General features: G+C 51.2%; 10 protein-coding genes and 1 pseudogene. 1 reads left to right on the forward strand and 10 read right to left on the reverse strand.

Annotated features, from left to right (window positions below):
* Nucleotides 1–7 precede the first annotated feature (7 nt).
* The 4 genes from E7747_RS08130 to E7747_RS08145 all read right to left on the reverse strand — a co-directional run bounded on the left by E7747_RS08130 (nucleotide 8) and on the right by E7747_RS08145 (nucleotide 5,183).
* Nucleotides 8–1,543 (reverse strand): alpha-isopropylmalate synthase regulatory domain-containing protein, encoded by a 1,536-nt coding sequence (locus tag E7747_RS08130; RefSeq protein WP_262710041.1) that lies wholly within the window; start codon nucleotides 1,541–1,543, stop codon nucleotides 8–10.
* An 87-nt stretch (nucleotides 1,544–1,630) separates the two neighbouring features.
* Nucleotides 1,631–2,218 (reverse strand): 3-isopropylmalate dehydratase small subunit, encoded by a 588-nt coding sequence (leuD, locus tag E7747_RS08135; protein WP_123615166.1) that lies wholly within the window; start codon nucleotides 2,216–2,218, stop codon nucleotides 1,631–1,633.
* 25 nt (nucleotides 2,219–2,243) lie between these two features.
* Nucleotides 2,244–3,638, reverse strand: a complete 1,395-nt coding sequence (gene leuC / locus E7747_RS08140) for a 3-isopropylmalate dehydratase large subunit (protein WP_136415311.1) — start codon at nucleotides 3,636–3,638, stop codon at nucleotides 2,244–2,246.
* A gap of 48 nt (nucleotides 3,639–3,686) precedes the next feature.
* Nucleotides 3,687–5,183 (reverse strand): 2-isopropylmalate synthase, encoded by a 1,497-nt coding sequence (locus E7747_RS08145; protein ID WP_136415313.1) that lies wholly within the window; start codon nucleotides 5,181–5,183, stop codon nucleotides 3,687–3,689.
* A gap of 322 nt (nucleotides 5,184–5,505) precedes the next feature.
* Between E7747_RS08145 and E7747_RS08150 the strand changes: the two genes are divergently transcribed.
* Nucleotides 5,506–8,172: an outer membrane beta-barrel protein gene (locus tag E7747_RS08150; RefSeq protein WP_136415315.1), complete on the forward strand. Its 2,667-nt coding sequence runs from the start codon at nucleotides 5,506–5,508 to the stop codon at nucleotides 8,170–8,172.
* A gap of 190 nt (nucleotides 8,173–8,362) precedes the next feature.
* Here E7747_RS08150 and E7747_RS08155 read toward each other — a convergent pair whose 3' ends face one another.
* The 6 genes and pseudogenes from E7747_RS08155 to thrS form a co-directional block, all read right to left on the reverse strand.
* Nucleotides 8,363–8,617: a putative signal transducing protein gene (locus tag E7747_RS08155; RefSeq protein ID WP_136415316.1), complete on the reverse strand. Its 255-nt coding sequence runs from the start codon at nucleotides 8,615–8,617 to the stop codon at nucleotides 8,363–8,365.
* A gap of 57 nt (nucleotides 8,618–8,674) precedes the next feature.
* Nucleotides 8,675–9,958: an O-acetylhomoserine aminocarboxypropyltransferase/cysteine synthase family protein gene (locus E7747_RS08160; RefSeq protein WP_136415318.1), complete on the reverse strand. Its 1,284-nt coding sequence runs from the start codon at nucleotides 9,956–9,958 to the stop codon at nucleotides 8,675–8,677.
* A 173-nt stretch (nucleotides 9,959–10,131) separates the two neighbouring features.
* A complete protein-coding gene (gene rplT, locus E7747_RS08165) occupies nucleotides 10,132–10,482 on the reverse strand; it encodes a 50S ribosomal protein L20 (RefSeq protein ID WP_107032431.1) in 351 nt (116 codons plus the stop codon).
* 135 nt (nucleotides 10,483–10,617) lie between these two features.
* Nucleotides 10,618–10,815, reverse strand: coding sequence for a 50S ribosomal protein L35 (rpmI, locus tag E7747_RS08170; protein WP_123615160.1), 198 nt, complete (start codon nucleotides 10,813–10,815; stop codon nucleotides 10,618–10,620).
* An 83-nt stretch (nucleotides 10,816–10,898) separates the two neighbouring features.
* Nucleotides 10,899–11,480 (reverse strand): translation initiation factor IF-3, encoded by a 582-nt coding sequence (infC, locus tag E7747_RS08175; RefSeq protein ID WP_123615159.1) that lies wholly within the window; start codon nucleotides 11,478–11,480, stop codon nucleotides 10,899–10,901.
* Nucleotides 11,481–11,488: 8 nt separating this feature from the next.
* Nucleotides 11,489–13,431: pseudogene (thrS, locus tag E7747_RS08180) on the reverse strand (threonine--tRNA ligase).
* Between the last annotated feature and the right edge of the window lie 207 nt (nucleotides 13,432–13,638).

Consider the following 13,638-nt stretch of genomic DNA (forward strand, 5'->3'; position numbering starts at 1 on the left):
TTTTATTTCATGATTGTTTTACAGATGCCTGTTCCTGTGGGTTCAGGGTCTCGATCAGGTTGAGCATCTTGACTGTTGCCTGAATCGCGGCTTCGGTCTGGTCGGGATCAAGGCCTCTCGTCTTGAACACGTTTCCATCGAAATCCCATGTGATGGTTGTATGGACAAGGGCATCGGTCTTTCCACCGGGCGGGATATTGACGGAGTAGTTGACCAATGTCGGGAATGAACGTTGCAGTTTGCCGGTGTAGATGCTGCGTACCGCGCGCATGAACGCGTCAAACTGACCGTCGCCGACGGCCGATTCCTGAAACTCGGCTTCTCCGACCACGAGTTTGACAGTAGCGGTCGGGCGCAGCCCTTGTGAAAGAGTCAGTGCATAGTTGTCAACACGGACATTCGACGGGAGGGTTTCATGTTTCAGAACGTCGGCAATGATGAAAGGCAGATCGCCTTGTGTGACAATCTCTTTCTTGTCGCCGAGGCTTATGATGCGGTCGGTCACCTTGCGGATGTCGTCGTCAGACAGCTCTATGCCGAGCGCTTCGAGATTCTTTTTTATGTTGGCCTTTCCAGACGTCTTTCCGAGGGCATATTCGCGCTCGCGCCCGAAACGTTCGGGGAGGAGTTCGTTGAAATAGAGCTGGCTTTTGTTGTCGCCGTCGGCGTGGACTCCTGCGCATTGCGTGAACACGCTGTCACCGATAATCGGTTTGTTTGGGGGCACGAGTATTCCTGAGAAGGATTCGACGATGTGGCTCACCTTATTGATTTTACTTTCGTCGATATCGGTCGTGTCGCCAAGCTGATCGTGGATGACTGCTACTGTGCTTGACAGCGTTGCGTTACCCGCACGTTCACCAAGCCCGTTGATGGTGCAGTGAACACCTTTTGCACCTCCTTTTATGGCCGCGAACACGTTGGCTGTCGCCAGATCGTAGTCGTTATGGGCATGGAAGTCGAAGTGGAGGCGGGGATAATATTTTACGATAGTATGTATGTACGACAGTGTGTCATACGGATTAAGTATGCCTAAAGTGTCGGGCAGCATGAAGCGTTTTATCGGTAGGTCTTTGATGGCTTCCATCAGAGCGAAAACATAGTCGCGCGAGTGTTTCATGCCGTTTGACCAGTCTTCAAGATATATGTTTACGTCAAGTCCGGCTTCACGGACTCTTGCGACCTCTGCCGCGATGGTGGTGAAATGCTCTTCAGGGTTTTGCTTGAGTTGAAGGCGGCAATGCTTTTCAGAGCCTTTTGCGAGAAGGTTGATCACACGTCCGCCGACCTCCTGAATCCAGCTGACTGATTTTCCACCGTCAAGGAAGCCAAGCACTTCGATGCGGTCGAGATAGCCCGTGCGTGCGGCCCATGCACAGACCTTGCGCACCGTATCGCGCTCGCCGTCCGAAACACGTGCGGAGGCAATCTCGATACGGGGCACATGAAGTTCCTGTAGCAGCAGGCGGGTGATGGCAAGTTTTTCGGAGGTCGAGAACGACACTCCTGATGTTTGTTCTCCGTCACGGAGAGTTGTATCCATTATTTCAACATACATGCCGGTTTCGTGTGGTGCTTATATATAATGAGGACTATGTGTGGTTTAAAGGTGTTGAGGGGATGAGGGTGTTCAGCGTGCTGCTTCCCATGCTTCGATGTCTGCTTTTTTTGAAAGGAGATATTCGATATCGTCAAGACCTTCTGAAAGGCATTGTTTCTTGTAGGCGTTGATATCGAATTTTTCGCTTTTACCTGTCGCAAGGTTCGTGATTGTCTGTGAAGGGAGGTCGACTTTGACTTCTGTGCGCGGATCAGAAGCGATTGATTCGAAGAGCTCAGCAAGGAACGGTTCGCTGACGACGACAGGAAGCACAAAGTTGTTCAGTTCGTTGTTTTTGTGAATGTCGGCAAAGAAGCTTGAGACAACTACGCGGAAGCCGTAGTCGTGGATGGCCCAAGCGGCGTGTTCGCGGCTCGAACCTGATCCGAAATTCTTGCCTGCGACGAGTATGCAACCAGAATATGTGGGGTCGTTGAGCACGAAATCCTTTATGGGATTGCCTTCCTTGTCATAGCGCCAGTCGCGGAAGAGATTGTCGCCGAAACCTTCGCGCGAGGTGGCTTTAAGGAAGCGTGCAGGTATGATCTGGTCGGTGTCCACGTTTTCCATCGGGAGTGGGACACATGTTGAAACTATGGTGGTGAATTTTTCTTTCATGATTCGTTGGCTTGATGGACGTGGTTTAGACAGTGCGGGGATCGGTGAGCACTCCTGTGACGGCTGAGGCTGCGGCTACGAGCGGACCGGCAAGTATTGTGCGTGCTCCGGGGCCTTGACGGCCTTCGAAATTGCGGTTTGATGTCGATACGGCCAGTTTGCCGGCAGGAACCTTGTCTTCATTCATGGCGAGGCATGCCGAGCATCCGGGCTGACGGATTTCAAATCCGGCTTCTTCAAGAATTTTGTCCAAGCCTTCTTCGCGTATTTGTGCGTCGACTTTCCAAGAGCCGGGTACGAGCCACGCTGTAATTCCGGGGGCTTTCTTTTTACCTTTGACAAAGTTGGCGAATGCGCGGAAATCCTCGATTCGTCCGTTGGTGCAGCTTCCGAGGAAAACATAGTCTACGGGAGTGCCTGCAAGAACCTGTCCGACCTTGAATCCCATGTAGTCAAGTGACTTTTCATACGAAATCTTTCCAGCCTCGTCTTCCGGGTCGGGAGCCGGGATCGGGTCATTGATGCCGATACCCATGCCGGGGTTTGTTCCGAAAGTTATGCGTGGCTCGATATCGGCCGCGTCAAAGTTGATTTCGCGGTCAAATTCAGCATCGGGATCTGAAGGCAACGTGCGCCAATAGGCTACGGCTTTTTCCCAATCCTCGCCTTTGGGGGCGAATTCGCGGCCCTTGACGTAGGCAAATGTCGTTTCGTCGGGGGCTATCATGCCTCCGCGCGCTCCCATTTCGATAGAGAGATTGCAGACGGTCATGCGTTCTTCCATAGAGAGATTGCGGATTGTATCGCCGGCATATTCTACGAAGTAGCCGGTAGCACCGCCGGTAGTCATTTTCGCGATGATGTAGAGCGCGATGTCTTTGGCTGTTACTCCTGGACGGAGTGTGCCATTGACATTTATACGCATTGTCTTAGGTTTGGGCTGGAGTATGCACTGGGATGCGAGCACCATTTCAACTTCGCTTGTGCCGATGCCGAATGCCACTGCTCCGAATGCTCCGTGGGTCGAGGTGTGGCTGTCGCCGCATACGATTGTGTAGCCCGGAAGGGTCAGACCGTTTTCAGGTCCGATTACATGTATGATACCGTTTTTCGGATGACCGAGACCAAAGAGGGTGACACCGAACTCATTCGCATTGCGGGTCAGAGTCTCGACCTGATTGCGCGACACAGGGTCGGCTATCGGTTTGTCCTGATTGAGTGTGGGGATATTATGGTCGGGAGAGCAGAATGTCTTTTCCGGGCGGAACACCTTGAGGCCGCGTGTGCGCAGTCCTTCAAAAGCCTGAGGACTGGTGACCTCGTGGCAATAGTGGCGGTCGATATAGAGTTGAGAGGGGCCGCCTTCGATGTTGTTGACAACGTGTGCGTCCCAGATTTTGTCAAAAAGAGTTTTACCCATGATGAGCGTATGGTAGTCGTGTGTAAATGATTGTTGACTGATGGTTGTTTAGCGTACAAACTTGTTGATAGCGTCGATAAATGCCTCGGCACTGGCTGCGACGATGTCGGTATTGGCCGAGAACCCGTAGTAGGGCGTTCCTTCGTGCTCGACGGTCATGTGGACCTTGCCCACATCATTGCTTCCCTTGTTGATGGCTTGGATGAGGAATTCCTTGACGAGCATCTTGCGGTGGATGATGAGCTTGATGGCGCTGATTGCGGCATCGACAGGGCCGTTGCCTGAAGCGCATGCTTCGAATTTCTCGCCTGCGATGTCAAGCCCCACGCTTGCAACCGAATGTACGCCAATGCCGCTTGTCACCTGCAGGAAGTCAAGTTTGATGCGGTTGAGAGCCTTGCGGTGTGCGCCGGCAATCATGAGCACGTCGTCATCGTTGATTTCTTTCTTGCGGTCGGCGAGTTTCAGGAACGCTTCGTATGCTTTGTCGAGATCGGCGGGTGAAAGTTCGATGCCAAGTACATGGAGACGGTGTTTTAGAGCCGCACGTCCGCTGCGGGCTGTGAGAACGATAGAGTTTTCATCGATGCCGACATCCTTAGGATCGATGATTTCATAGCTTTCACGGTTCTTGAGCACGCCGTCCTGATGTATGCCCGACGAGTGGGCGAATGCATTCCGGCCGACAATCGCCTTGTTGGGCTGTACCGGCATGTTCATGAGGCTCGACACCATGCGGCTGATACCTGTGATTTTGGTCGCGTTGATGTTGGTGTCGATTCCGAGGTCTTTGTGAGAGCGGAATGTCATTACCACTTCTTCGAGCGACGTGTTGCCTGCGCGTTCGCCGATGCCGTTGATGGTTACTTCTGCCTGACGCGCACCGTTGACGATTCCTGTGACGGTGTTGGCCGTGGCCATTCCGAGGTCGTTGTGGCAGTGTGTGGCTATGACAACCTTATCAATTCCCTCCACATTATCGATGAGATATTTGATTTTTGCACCGAATTCTGATGGCAGGCAATAGCCGGTGGTGTCGGGAATATTGATGACAGTCGCTCCTGCACGGATTACCGCTTCGACAACCCGGGCGAGATATTCGTTTTCGGTTCGTCCGGCATCCTCTGCATAGAACTGCACGTCTTCGACAAATTTCTTTGCGAATGACACCGCTCCCACCGCGCGTTCGAGAATGTCGTCGCGAGTTGAGTTGAATTTATACTTTATATGGTAGTCCGATGTGCCGATACCGGTGTGGATTCGCGGATGTTTTGCATATTTTAGTGCCTCCGCAGCTACTCGAATGTCGTTTTCGACGGCGCGTGTGAGCGCGCAGATGGTCGGCCATGTAACTGCCTTGGAAATTTCGACGACTGAATTGAAGTCACCGGGGCTCGACACTGGGAATCCGGCTTCAATGACGTCGACTCCGAGAGCCTCAAGCGCCTTGGCAACTTCAATTTTTTCTACTGTATTGAGCTGACAACCGGGCACTTGCTCTCCATCGCGAAGTGTCGTGTCAAAGATAAAAAGCCTGTCACTCATATATTCGGATATATATTATTGTATTTTTGTGTGGATGTTTTATTGGAAACTTGACCTAAAACGAAGTTCTTGCATGAGGAGAATGGAGGCGATTGGCTACAAAGTTACAAATTATTTATAAACCATGCAATAAAATTATAATTTTAACTGATTTGGGCTTTAAATAGTGGCGAATCGAAAGGCGGGGCTTGCGTGCGAAGGTAAGATGCGGTCGGCCTGTGGCGTTTTGAGCTATGTCGTTTTAATAATTGTTAATTATAGAATGTAATTTTGTATTTATAGGATTTAGTCGTACTTTCGTCGAAATTAGTCAGCTTTAGCAATGGATTTTCTACGAAATATTCTATTTGTGTTATCGCTTCTGTTCCTGTCAGTTCCGGCTGTGGCCGGAAGTATAGGGTCGAGCTTCCATTCATTGACAGGCAAGATACAGGATGCAGTGTCTGACAGTGTGGCCGTTGATGAGAATGTTTTGATTGATGCTGCCATTGCTTATGCCGATTCGATTGCCGATGCCATATCGCTTGACGAAGTGGTGGTAACGGCGCGAGTGAAGCCCATAGTGTTCAAAGGCGACACTACAATTGTCAACACCAATGCTTTCAAGACTCGTGACGGTGCTTATCTTGAGGAACTTGTTAGATTAGTCCCCGGTATGGCATACGATAAGGAATCAGGAGTGTTGAGCTATAACGGTACTCCAATTTCTGAAATCAATATTAACGGAAAGGCGTTTCTGAAAGGCGACAAGTCAATGGCGCTTGAAAATCTGCGAGCCGAAATATTCAAGCAGATTAAAATTTATGATAAGTCAAGCGATGAGGATATGTTTCTTGGTATAAAACGTAAGTCCGGCAATAATTTCGTGCTTGACCTTCAGACGGAAGATGAGTTTAATGGTTCGCTGATGACGGCTGCCGGGGTTGGCGTGGGTAATCGCGACAGGAAGAACGCCGAGCTTAGGTCGCACTATTTCAGACCCGGTGGCGACTCATTCTCCTTGTCGCTCAGGAGCGGCAACCGCGATATGACGACCCTCTATAAAAAGAACCGTCGCGATGCCCTGTCGCTGCATCTTTCGAAGGATATTTCCGATAAATTTTTCGTTGGTGCAGATCTGATGTATGGCCACGACCGGTCGGGTTCGGTCTTTTCGTCGGCCGACGAGAGTTATCTCCCGACCGGTGATACTTTCAGCCATTCGACCGGTATGAACAGCAATAAGAATCGGCGGCTCTCAGCTAATCTCAACATGCGGTGGACCATCGGCCGTCATACTCGCATAAGTCTTACCGGCGACATACAGAACGCGCGCAGCACAATTATCAGCGAAGGCCGCCGGGCATCATTTGATGCTGACCCTCAACTCCCGACGGTCGACCCTTTTGCCGGGAATGCCTATGGCCAGATTCCCGATTCCATAAAGGTCAACGATATCTCTCAAAGCAGCACCGGAGTGAACGATAACAAGAACTATTCGCTCAATGCCACCCTTACCCGTAAGCTTAACAAACATGGAACGGCAATCGTGATTTCTGGCGGACTGAACAACGGAGACCGTACCGGGCGGTCATTTTCGGAATCTGATACACGCTATTTCAGGCTGCGCGGCCATTCGGGTCTTGACTCTGTGCTCTATCGTCACCAGTATAATATCACACCTTCCGAAAGCCGTTCACGCACGGTCGGGCTGCGTTTTACCCAACCGCTTTCGGCGGAGATGCGCTTTGAGTTGAGCTACAGGTTTAAAAGGACGCGTGAGGACTACACGCGCAACACTTATGATCTCTCTCCCTTCTTTGACCCTGAGGCCGCTTTATCACCGGCGACACTTCCTCCGGGATATGAATCGGCCTATGTCGACAGTCTGAGCAACTATAGCTTCAGCCGTATCTATGCCCACGAGGTGCAGGCTGTGTTTATGTATAATTCCGAGCGCTGGAATGCCGATGCGACATTCACGGCAGAGCCTGAACGGCGGACACTTGACCAAAAGACCGGTATAATGCAGGCCGACACGGTGAGGTCGTCGGTCAGCCTCATACCTCGCCTGAGTGTCCAATACATGGACAAGGACTGGTCGTTCGGCATGACCTACGACGGCTCTACAAGTCAGCCCGACATATCTTCGCTCCTGTCATTGACCGACAACAGCAATCCGCTCTACATCACCCGTGGCAATCCCCGTCTCAAGGCTGCCTACCGCCAGTCGCTGAGTTTCGACGGAAGAAATTCGCCTCTCGGGCTTTCGGTCAACATAAGACTGTCGAACACCATCAACGAACAGACTCTGGCAGTTTACTACAATCCGCAGACCGGTGGACGCATCAGCTCGCCGGTCAACATCAATGGTAACCGCGACGCAAATCTCTATGTCAGCTATTTCAAATTCCTAAAGTCGAAGTTCCTGATTTCAGGAAGCTTCAGCGGAGCGCTACGGAGGAGTGTCGGGCTTATAAACGAGGATATGGACGAGCAGCCGAAACGCAGCGTCACGCGCTACAGGAATACGGGTGGTTCAGGGACGTTTCAATATATGTCCGGGATATTTAATATAAGAACCAATGTTTCGTGGTTATACTCGCATTCAGTTAATCAGTTGCAGGGGATATCCGAACATCAGTCGGAGTATGCGTTCGGTCTCGCCCCCGACATAAACCTGCCGTTCGGTCTTTGCGTCTCGACTGATGCTTCATATTCGCTGCGGACCGGCAAGAATATCAGCACCCGCGATTTCAACCAGCTGCAGTGGAATGCCGAAGTGTCGTGGCGTTTCCTTAAGAAGCGGACAGCTACTGTGTCGGTGAGATGGGTCGACATTCTTAACGACAGGAACAACCTTGTGCGCCATAGTTCGTCGACAGGAATCACTGAGTATTACGACATGCAGGTGGGCAGTTACTTCCTTGTTTCGTTTGAATATCGCTTCAATAAGGAGTTTATGGGAAAAAAAGAAGAAGCGCAAAGAGCGCAAGAACGACAGTTTTGACGATGCAGAAGGCAACAGAACCAGATATTTTATATTCTGACTGGAGAAAAGCCGTAAGGAATCAAAATAAAGGCGATATCAGTCTGACTATAGTGAATTCATTTGGTCAATAGAGTTTGCAATATCATAACTTAAAGCTTATAAAAGGCTAAATCCGTAATCCTTTTCCCGGATTACGGATTTGGTACTTTTACTTGTTTTCGAGCAGGCGGGTGGCAGTGTCCCAGTCGCGGTAGAAGATGAGCAGCCGTATGCCGGTGCGGATCTGTGGCGAGTAGACTTCGGCCTCGTTGGAGACCATCGCAGGAATGCCGTTGGCGGCGAGGAGTGACTTGGCGACGTAGGCTTCGCCGGCGGTGTCATAGGTTCTTATCTTCACGAGGTCGTCCGGTTCGGGCGGCCTCATGTCGGTAAGGAGTTTTTTGAGTCGTTGGATTATAGACATTTTCAGATTAATCGGAGAGTTGAGAGTGGAGAAAGATAACGAAGAGTGTAGGCCGGGTCACGAAAGAGCCTGCTCGATGTCGGCGATGATGTCGGCCACGTCTTCGATGCCAACGGAAAGACGGATGAGGTCAGGGGCTACACCGGCTTCCATTAGCTGCTTGTCGGAGAGCTGACGGTGGGTGTGGCTTGCGGGATGGAGCACACAGGTGCGCGCATCGGCCACGTGGGTGACGATGGCTATGAATTTCAACCGGTCCATGAATCTGATTGCGTCCTCCCGTGTGCCTTCAATGCCGAAGGCAATGACTCCGCATGAGCCTTTAGGGAGATATTTTTCGGCGAGGTGATGATATTTGTTTGATGGCAGACTGCAATAGTTGACCCATTTGACTTTTGGATTTGCCTCAAGCCATCTGGCTACAGTCATGGCGTTATCGCAATGGCGTGGCACTCGCAGATGGAGAGTTTCAAGGCCGAGATTGAGCAGGAAGGCATTCTGTGGCGACATCATTGAACCAAGGTCGCGCATGAGCTGTGCCACGGCTTTGGTGATGTAAGCGCCTTTGCCGAATGATTTAGTGTATGTCAGTCCGTGATATGATTCGTCGGGAGTGGTGAGTCCGGGGAATTTGTCGGCGTGAGCGTCCCAGTCGAAGTTTCCGCTGTCGACAATCGCTCCTCCGATGCTGACAGCATGCCCGTCCATATATTTTGTGGTGGAGTGGGTGACTATGTCTGCTCCCCATTCAAACGGACGGCAGTTGATGGGTGTTGGAAAAGTGTTGTCGACAATTAGGGGCACTCCGTTTGCGTGAGCCACGCGGGCGAATTTCTCTATGTCGAGCACCTCTCCTCCGGGATTGGATATTGTCTCTCCGAAAAGGACTTTTGTGTTAGGACGGAAAGCGGCGTTGATTTCTTCTTCCGATGAGTTCGGATCGATGAATGTACATTCGATTCCGAGCTTTTTGAGTGTCACACCGAAGAGATTGTAAGTGCCGCCGTAGATGTTTGATGACGATACGATGTGGTCGCCCGCTTCGCAGATGTTGAATACCGCATAGAAGTTTGCAGCCTGCCCCGATGAGGTGAGCATTGCCGCTACACCGCCTTCGAGTGCGGCGATTTTAGCCGCTACGGCATCGACTGTCGGGTTTTGGAGACGCGAATAGAAATAGCCTGAGTCTTCAAGATCGAACAGCCGGGCCATCTGTTCGCTTGTGTCATATTTGAAAGTAGTACTCTGGATTATTGGAAGCACACGTGGCTGTCCTTTGGTCGGAGTCCATCCGGCTTGTACGCAGAGAGTGGACAGGGAGTAGTTTTTGTCGTTGTTCATATCACTGACGGTTATTGGTCGGTATATATAATATAAGGTGGAAGTTGAGGCTGTGATAAAAGAACCAAGGGCTTCCACAGTGGTTGGTCTGACGGAAGCCCTTGGTTTTGGTATGGCTAAATTTTTTTGCGCGGGGGATACACGCGGGTGTTCTTCACACCTCTGATGAATCCTTATGCGTTCTTTACCTTGTCAACGATAGCCTTGAAAGCAGCGGGATTGTTGAGCGCGAGGTCGGCGAGGACTTTGCGGTTGATCTCGATGCCTGCTTTGTGGATAAGGCCCATGAGCTTTGAGTAAGAAAGGTCTTCAAGACGGGCTGCTGCGTTGATACGCTGAATCCAGAGGGCACGGAAGTTACGCTTTTTGTCCTTGCGGTCGCGGTAAGCGTAGGTGAGACCCTTTTCCCAAGTGTTCTTGGCTACAGTCCAAACGTTGCGACGGCATCCGAAGTAACCACGGGTAAGTTTGAGGATTTTCTTGCGGCGAGCTCTTGAAGCTACATGATTTACTGATCTTGGCATTTTGAAAAATGAGTTGTGAACGTCAGCGGCACGTCAATGCACTTAATTTCATTTTTTAGGTGGCTGACCGTTCGGTTTAAAGAATTGAATTAGAAATCACGATTTGTTTAAGATCGGAGGGGGAAAAGCCTAACCTTACTTAAGGGCGAGGAGTTCCTTAACGTTTGAAGCGTCGGCACGAGACACAACAGAGAAGTGTGTGAGGTTGCGTTTCTGCTTCTTGGTCTTTTTAGTCAAGATGTGGCTCTTGAAGGCATGTTTTCTCTTGATCTTTCCTGATCCGGTAAGGGCGAACCTCTTTTTGGCACCGGAGTTAGTCTTAATCTTTGGCATTGGTTGTGATTGTTAAATAATGATTTTAATTCTATAGAGTGCGCCGGCCCGGAGGCCGACGCGCTTTTTAGCGTATTGCTGGTTTATTTTTTCTTCGGGCTGAGCATGATGATCATGCGCTTGCCTTCGAGGACCGGCATCTGGTCTACTTTGCCATATTCCTCAAGGTCGTTGGCGAAACGGAGCAGAAGCACCTCGCCTTGTTCCTTAAAGAGAATCGAACGGCCTTTGAAGAAGACGTATGCTTTCACCTTCGCGCCTTCCTGAAGGAAGCCGATGGCATGTTTAAGCTTGAAGTTGTAGTCGTGGTCATCGGTCTGAGGTCCGAAACGGATTTCCTTGACCACTACCTTTGTAGCTTTTGCCTTCTGTTCCTTCTGGCGTTTTTTCTGCTGATAGAGGAACTTCTGGTAGTCGAGCACACGACAGACAGGCGGTTCGGCGGTCGGTGAGATCTCGATGAGGTCAAGACCGAGGCCGTCGGCGATTTTCAATGCCTCCTGAATGGAATAGATGCCGTTTTCAACATTATCGCCTACCAGTCGCACTTCGCGTGCGCGGATATGCTCGTTGATGGCGTATGGTTCCTCTTTTCGGTTATTGAGGGGACGGCGTGGACCGTTGTTTGGGCGCGGCGGGCGCGGAGTGAAAGGTTTTTTCTCCATTCAGGGGGTTATTGATTAATCATTTCGTTGACTTCGCGGGTCAAATCGTCTGCAAAGGTAGCAATTTTCATCGAACCTTTATCACCTTCACCCTGTTTTCTTACAGAAATTTCACCATTTTCAGCTTCTTTTTCACCGACAATGAGCATGTAGGGTATTCTCTTAAGTTCGTTGTCGCGAATTTTTTTGCCGATTTTTTCATTTCTGTCGTCAACTTGGGTACGGATGTCAAGGGCGTTGAGACGGGCTGCGACCTCATGGGCGTAGTCGTTGAACTTCTCCGAGATGGGGAGCACGACAGCCTGTTCAGGTGCGAGCCAGAGGGGGAAGCGTCCGGCTGTGTGTTCAAGAAGCACGGCGACGAAGCGTTCCATCGAGCCGAAGGGAGCGCGGTGGATCATTACAGGGCGGTGTTTCTGGTTGTCAGAGCCGGTGTATTCGAGCTGGAATCGTTCAGGCAGGTTGTAGTCTACCTGAATTGTACCGAGCTGCCATTTGCGGCCGAGTGCGTCCTTGACCATGAAGTCGAGTTTCGGTCCGTAGAAGGCGGCTTCTCCATATTCCTTGCGGGCTTTGAGTCCCTTTTCCTCACATGCGTCGATGATGGCCTGCTCGGCGAGATGCCAGTTTTCGTCAGAGCCGATATATTTCTCCTTGTTGTTGGGGTCGCGCAGTGAAATCTGAGCCTCGAAGTTTTCAAATTTGAGAGCCTTGAAGATGTAGAATATGATATCCATCACCTTTAGGAACTCTCCCTTTATCTGGTCGGGGGCGCAATAGATGTGTGCGTCGTCCTGTGTGAAACCTCTCACGCGGGTCAGTCCGTGGAGCTCGCCGCTCTGCTCGTAGCGGTAGACTGTGCCGAACTCAGCGAGACGCAGTGGCAGGTCTCGGTAGCTTCGGGGAGTGCGCGGAAGATTTCGCAGTGGTGGGGGCAGTTCATCGGTTTGAGCAGGTATTCCTCGCCCTCCTCGGGAGTGTGGATAGGCTGGAAAGAGTCCTTGCCATACTTGGCGTAGTGGCCTGAGGTCACATAGAGGTTCTTGTTGCCGATATGGGGTGTGATTACCTGCTGGTAGCCGTATTGCTTCTGGATTTTGCGGAGGAACTGTTCGAGACGGTCGCGGAGCGCTGTGCCTTTTGGGAGCCAGAGGGGCAGACCTGCGCCGACGTTCTGGGAGAATGCGAAAAGTTCCATTTCTTTGCCGAGCTTGCGGTGGTCGCGCTTCTTGGCTTCTTCGAGGAGCACGAGATATTCGTCGAGCATCTTTTTCTTGGGGAAAGTGATGCCATAGACTCTGACGAGCTGGTTGCGCTTTTCGTCGCCGCGCCAGTATGCGCCGGCGAGCGAGGTAACCTTCACAGCCTTGATGGGTGCTGTATTGGCAATGTGCGGACCACGACAGAGGTCTGTGAACGATCCTTGGGTGTAGGTGGTGATGTGTCCGTCCTCAAGTTCGCTGATAAGCTCGCACTTGTATTCTTCGCCACGGTCGCCGAAGAGCTTCAGTGCGTCGTCTTTCGAGATGTCGGCGCGGACTATAGGCTGCTTCTGCTGGGCGAGTTCGAGCATTTTTTTCTCGATGCGGGGGAAGTCGGCAGATGTGATGGTGTGTTCGCCCGGGTCGATGTCGTAGTAGAATCCGTTTTCAATGGCCGGGCCGATGCCGAACTTGACTCCGGGGAAAAGCTCCTGAAGCGCTTCGGCGAGAAGGTGGGCCGACGAGTGCCAGAAAGCGTGCTTGCCTTCGGGGTCATCCCATTTGAAAAGTTTGATTGTGGCATCTTCGGTGATGGGGCGGGTGATGTCCCACTCCTTGTCGTTGACTGATGCCGCGAGAATGTCGCGAGCGAGCTGCGACGACAGAGATTCGGCAATCTGCAGGGGGGTGATTCCGCTCTCAAACTGCTTCACGCTCTGGTCGGGGAAGGTGATATTGATTGTTGCCATTATTAATAATGTGTGGTTTAGGGAGTCATACGAGCGACTCCTGTTGTTTTCAGCGTGCAAAGATAGAAAATAATTCTTTAAATCCACCTTATAATATGGTGAAAATTCGACCGATATGCCAAAGCTTGCGCCTCCGGGGCGTAGCCGCCACCGATTTTGGCCAATCTGGCCCGTAAAGATGGCTGATGTGTGACGGATGAAAACAGC

This window comes from Duncaniella dubosii (assembly GCF_004803915.1).
GTDB classification, from domain to species: domain Bacteria; phylum Bacteroidota; class Bacteroidia; order Bacteroidales; family Muribaculaceae; genus Duncaniella; species Duncaniella dubosii.

Coding starts and splice junctions, on each gene's coding strand:
- E7747_RS08130 (WP_262710041.1), bottom strand. CDS start 1,543: ATGGATACAACTCTCCGTGACGGAGAACAAACATCAGGAGTGTCGTTC.
- leuD (WP_123615166.1), bottom strand. CDS start 2,218: ATGAAAGAAAAATTCACCACCATAGTTTCAACATGTGTCCCACTCCCG.
- leuC (WP_136415311.1), bottom strand. CDS start 3,638: ATGGGTAAAACTCTTTTTGACAAAATCTGGGACGCACACGTTGTCAAC.
- E7747_RS08145 (WP_136415313.1), bottom strand. CDS start 5,183: ATGAGTGACAGGCTTTTTATCTTTGACACGACACTTCGCGATGGAGAG.
- E7747_RS08150 (WP_136415315.1), top strand. CDS start 5,506: ATGGATTTTCTACGAAATATTCTATTTGTGTTATCGCTTCTGTTCCTG.
- E7747_RS08155 (WP_136415316.1), bottom strand. CDS start 8,617: ATGTCTATAATCCAACGACTCAAAAAACTCCTTACCGACATGAGGCCG.
- E7747_RS08160 (WP_136415318.1), bottom strand. CDS start 9,958: ATGAACAACGACAAAAACTACTCCCTGTCCACTCTCTGCGTACAAGCC.
- rplT (WP_107032431.1), bottom strand. CDS start 10,482: ATGCCAAGATCAGTAAATCATGTAGCTTCAAGAGCTCGCCGCAAGAAA.
- rpmI (WP_123615160.1), bottom strand. CDS start 10,815: ATGCCAAAGATTAAGACTAACTCCGGTGCCAAAAAGAGGTTCGCCCTT.
- infC (WP_123615159.1), bottom strand. CDS start 11,480: ATGGAGAAAAAACCTTTCACTCCGCGCCCGCCGCGCCCAAACAACGGT.